The organism is Wolbachia endosymbiont of Tuta absoluta, from assembly GCF_059414725.1.
This window is the reverse complement of record NZ_JBNRJY010000129.1, coordinates 1-3,785: the sequence shown is the minus strand read 5'-3', so window position 1 is coordinate 3,785 and position 3,785 is coordinate 1. Positions and strand designations below refer to the sequence as shown.

1 pseudogene is annotated in these 3,785 nt (G+C 34.1%); it reads right to left on the bottom strand.

The window, feature by feature from the left end:
- Positions 1 to 138: 138 nt before the first annotated feature.
- Positions 139 to 3,357 (bottom strand): annotated as a pseudogene (locus ACJ5GX_RS01280) (peptidase M2); the annotation flags it as partial.
- Positions 3,358 to 3,785: the final 428 nt, after the last annotated feature.

Here is a 3,785-nt window from a genome sequence, read left to right as displayed (position 1 = left end):
AACTTGGAGGACATTTGGCTAGAAAAAATGATCTAGAACCAGGCCCCATTACTATTTGGAAAGGATGGAGACGTCTCTTTGATCTAGCAGAAGGATGGCGACTTGCTCACGAACTTTATATTTGTGGGTAATAGTAAGATTTGATATAGCCAAACTATAACTATCACCATCCTTCATTATTTTGATGGATACCTTATCTTCAGGTAACACTATAAGCTTTTTCGTGTCACTATCGTGAATTAGAAATTTGCCATCTTTAAAGTAATACTTGTCTTCCGGCAAAGCACCAATCTTATAATCCGATGTATGCAGTTTGTTCCAAAAATCTAACACAGATTGCTTATCTGCTCCTTCTGCTCTATTATACAAGGCTTTCACATCATTATAATCTATGATTACATTTGCCTTATGCTTTCCTTCTACATCTCTATCATAGCTCTTTTCTATTTTCAAGATTGTGTCTTTCAACACTACCTGCTCTTTCTCCTCCACTGAAGCTGACCTTTTTGCCCTTGTTGGAATTTGTGATTGATCAGACTGTATTTCACTATTGTCGTTTGATACAGTTCTCTCTTCAGCAACAACATTAGTAGTACTATGAACTTCTGTCTTAGTTTCACTTACTTGCCCTTTTGGACTTTCGGTTTGTTTCTCTTTTGTGAATATTCTCTGATAGTCCGTGTAGCCTCTGTTAGTATCGCCGATATCGCCACTGCCTTGATCGAAAGTTATTTTTTTGCTTCCATTTCCCATATTCTCAATTTCAACTTGAGGAGAAACAGATGCGAGGAAATCATTATAGCTGTAGTTATAATCAGCAGAAAAGAATATTTTTCCTTTGAAGTTATGGAAATTATTAGATAACATTCCTATTTCTTCATCAGTATCACCATCAAATAGTTTTACTTTAGTGAAATATCTTTGATTGTTGATTCTCACTATTTCACCACTCGAGTTTCTTTGTATCTGATAATCATTTGGATCATGTTTAATGGTAAAAAGTTTACCAGGGGCATATTTTTCTAAGTTTATAAGGCCCACATTTATATGTTTATGAGAATAATCTCTCTTTTCATATTCATGTGCAAATACTGGGTTGATATATTTGTATTCTTCTGGTATAGTATTACCTTGAGCATCATACCTATATTCATTACCACGTTCATCAGCTGGCACTAATTTGTATCCTTCATCCTTTTGCACTAACTTTAGATGAGTAACTTCTTCAGGTAACTGATAGCGTACATTTTTTCCGTGATCATGAATGAATAAGTTACTCCCATTTACAACTTCACCTCTTTCATTTTTCATCTCTTCAGTGATATAGAAGCCCATATTTTTGAATGCATGTAGATTTTCGCCTCCTTGCTTTACAACCGCTTCGTATACATCGTCGTCTGTTCTATCAGTCCCTTTATCATCCAATAATGTTCCTTTTTCTACGATTACACCGCTTTCTCTTTGCTCATCAGAATATTGAGCATGCTTTGAATCCTGATGATTTAGAATTTTGGTCCCTCTAAGAAGCAGAGAATCTAAATCTTTTTGAATGTGTCCAGTGCTAGGATGCAACAATTCATTTTCATGTAAATGTGCTTCATCAAAGTATTCATCACGTTCAACTGTTCTGCCATCTATCAGAGAAGCTTTATAATGACCATTTTCTTTTGTAATAGCCATATAAGCACCACCGTCATATTGAGTATTCAAGTTGTGCAATATGTCCTCAAAAACAAAAGTTTCTTTAGTTTGACCTTCAACTTGCTTAAAAAAGCCCGATTCGCTCGACAACTCTCCAAGCTTTGTATTCCCATCATATATAGATAGTGCACCCATATCTCCGTGACCAAGAGCTTTGATAGAGAAAACTTTACCTTCTTGTAGATTAATATGAGCACCTCTGATTAGGTTTGGATCGATATTAACCATCTCTTCTAACATCTTTTCTACGTCAATGTTCTGAGTTGACTTTAACTGTTTTGAACCAGTGCTTATCATCTCATCGAGCAAGGAACCTTTTAATTCCTCATATTTGGAGGGAATTGAATGATATTTGCCTAAATATTCTTCATAAGAAATCTTCCCTTCACCAAGTTCTCTATCTATTTTAGAATATTCCTCTTGCCTCTCCTGATCCAGACCTTTTAATGCATCGTCGTAAGTTTTCTTCAAATTCTCATCATACTTTGATAGCACCCTAAAAGCTTGCATTTTATACTCTTGACTGTTTTGATATTCATTACCTTGTTGGTCAGAGTAAGTTAGTTTATCCTGTCCATCAGGAGTTTTTACTACCTTTAAAAAATGATATTCCTTTGATATATCGAGGTTATCATTTGTTGCCCTATTAATAGCACGAGCAACATCATAAAATGCAACATGTTCTACAGGAGAAAAACTTCCAACGTTTTCTCCATCTATCTTTTCTATATTTGCTTTATAGTAGGATATGTTTTTAATTTCTCCACCCACTATTTCTTGACCAGTTGCTATAAAATCTCCTTTTGTAACTTGCAAAGCGTTGAGATGTTCCATTGCAGTTTCTGTATCATTCTCAGCAAGCCAACTTTTGAAGTCAGCATCATGTCCTTTTATGTCTTTCAAGAAACTTTTTGATTCATCTGAGTTACCTTGACGTAAAGCATCTAGGTAGTCTCTTAATAAACTAGGATCTTTTTCCTGTAAGTACATTATCAACGCATGACCAGTTTTATACACTAAACTGTTTTCTTCACCATTGGCTGAGTATTGTAAATTTAAAATTCCACCTAGATCCAAATTTGCGGCTTCAGTTTTATCAATGCTTGACCCTTGAGCATTGAACTTGTGATCTGAATGATGTTCAAAGTAATCTGCAATTCCCTCCATTAATACTGTAGGTAGAGATTTTCCTCCTGTAGCCAAGTAAGTTAAACCATGTGCAAATTCATGCTGAAGGTTATGAACGCCACCTTGCTGATAGACATACATCTCAGCAAAAACATCAGCTTCTCCTTTGTAGTAACATTTACCACCCTCATCTCCAAGGTAAGAACCAAAACGTTCGCTTCCGCCAAGATGAGTGTAATCAGCCTTATCATCAAACACATAAATTTTGAACGTTTGTTCTGAGCTACCAGGCTCCAACTTAAATGCATCTTTAAAATTAGTAGCTGTTTCTCTTATTTCACTTTCAATTTTAGCAACTTTACTTGCTCTTAAATCGTGAGAATAAACCTCTACTTTAATATTTAAATCTTTAACTTCTATAACATGCTTATCGTTAAAATATTCTTCTTTAGTTATATTTTTATTTACTTGTTGATTAATTGTCATAATTCTAACCTCTAATTTATTAGTCTTTACAATATCAAGCATAAAGCTACTTCCGCTAAGAAAGTGTAAATTCTCATATTGATATAATTTATATCTTAATAAAAAAGTATAGATAGTTAACTCAATATGAAAAATCGAGAATATAGCTAAAATTCCATGGCTGTTAATAAGTAGCGGAATTATAATTAAGAAATTTACTGAGTAGAAAAAAAGGTAAAAAAATCCTTTAGTAGCGAGTTTTATAATGTAAATTGGCGTTGTAATAATGTCCTAACAAGCGCGATTTGGCTGAATGTAGAAAAAATAAAAAAGACATGCAGCCGCTATAATTTTTATGTAATTTGCCAATAAATATCTGAGTTTTTTACTGAATTTTTGTTGTTGAACCCGCGCGGATCGATCGATTAGTAAATATTGCTGATAGTTTAATAAGTTTACCTGAAAGTTCAATCAATCAAGCATGTGGAAGT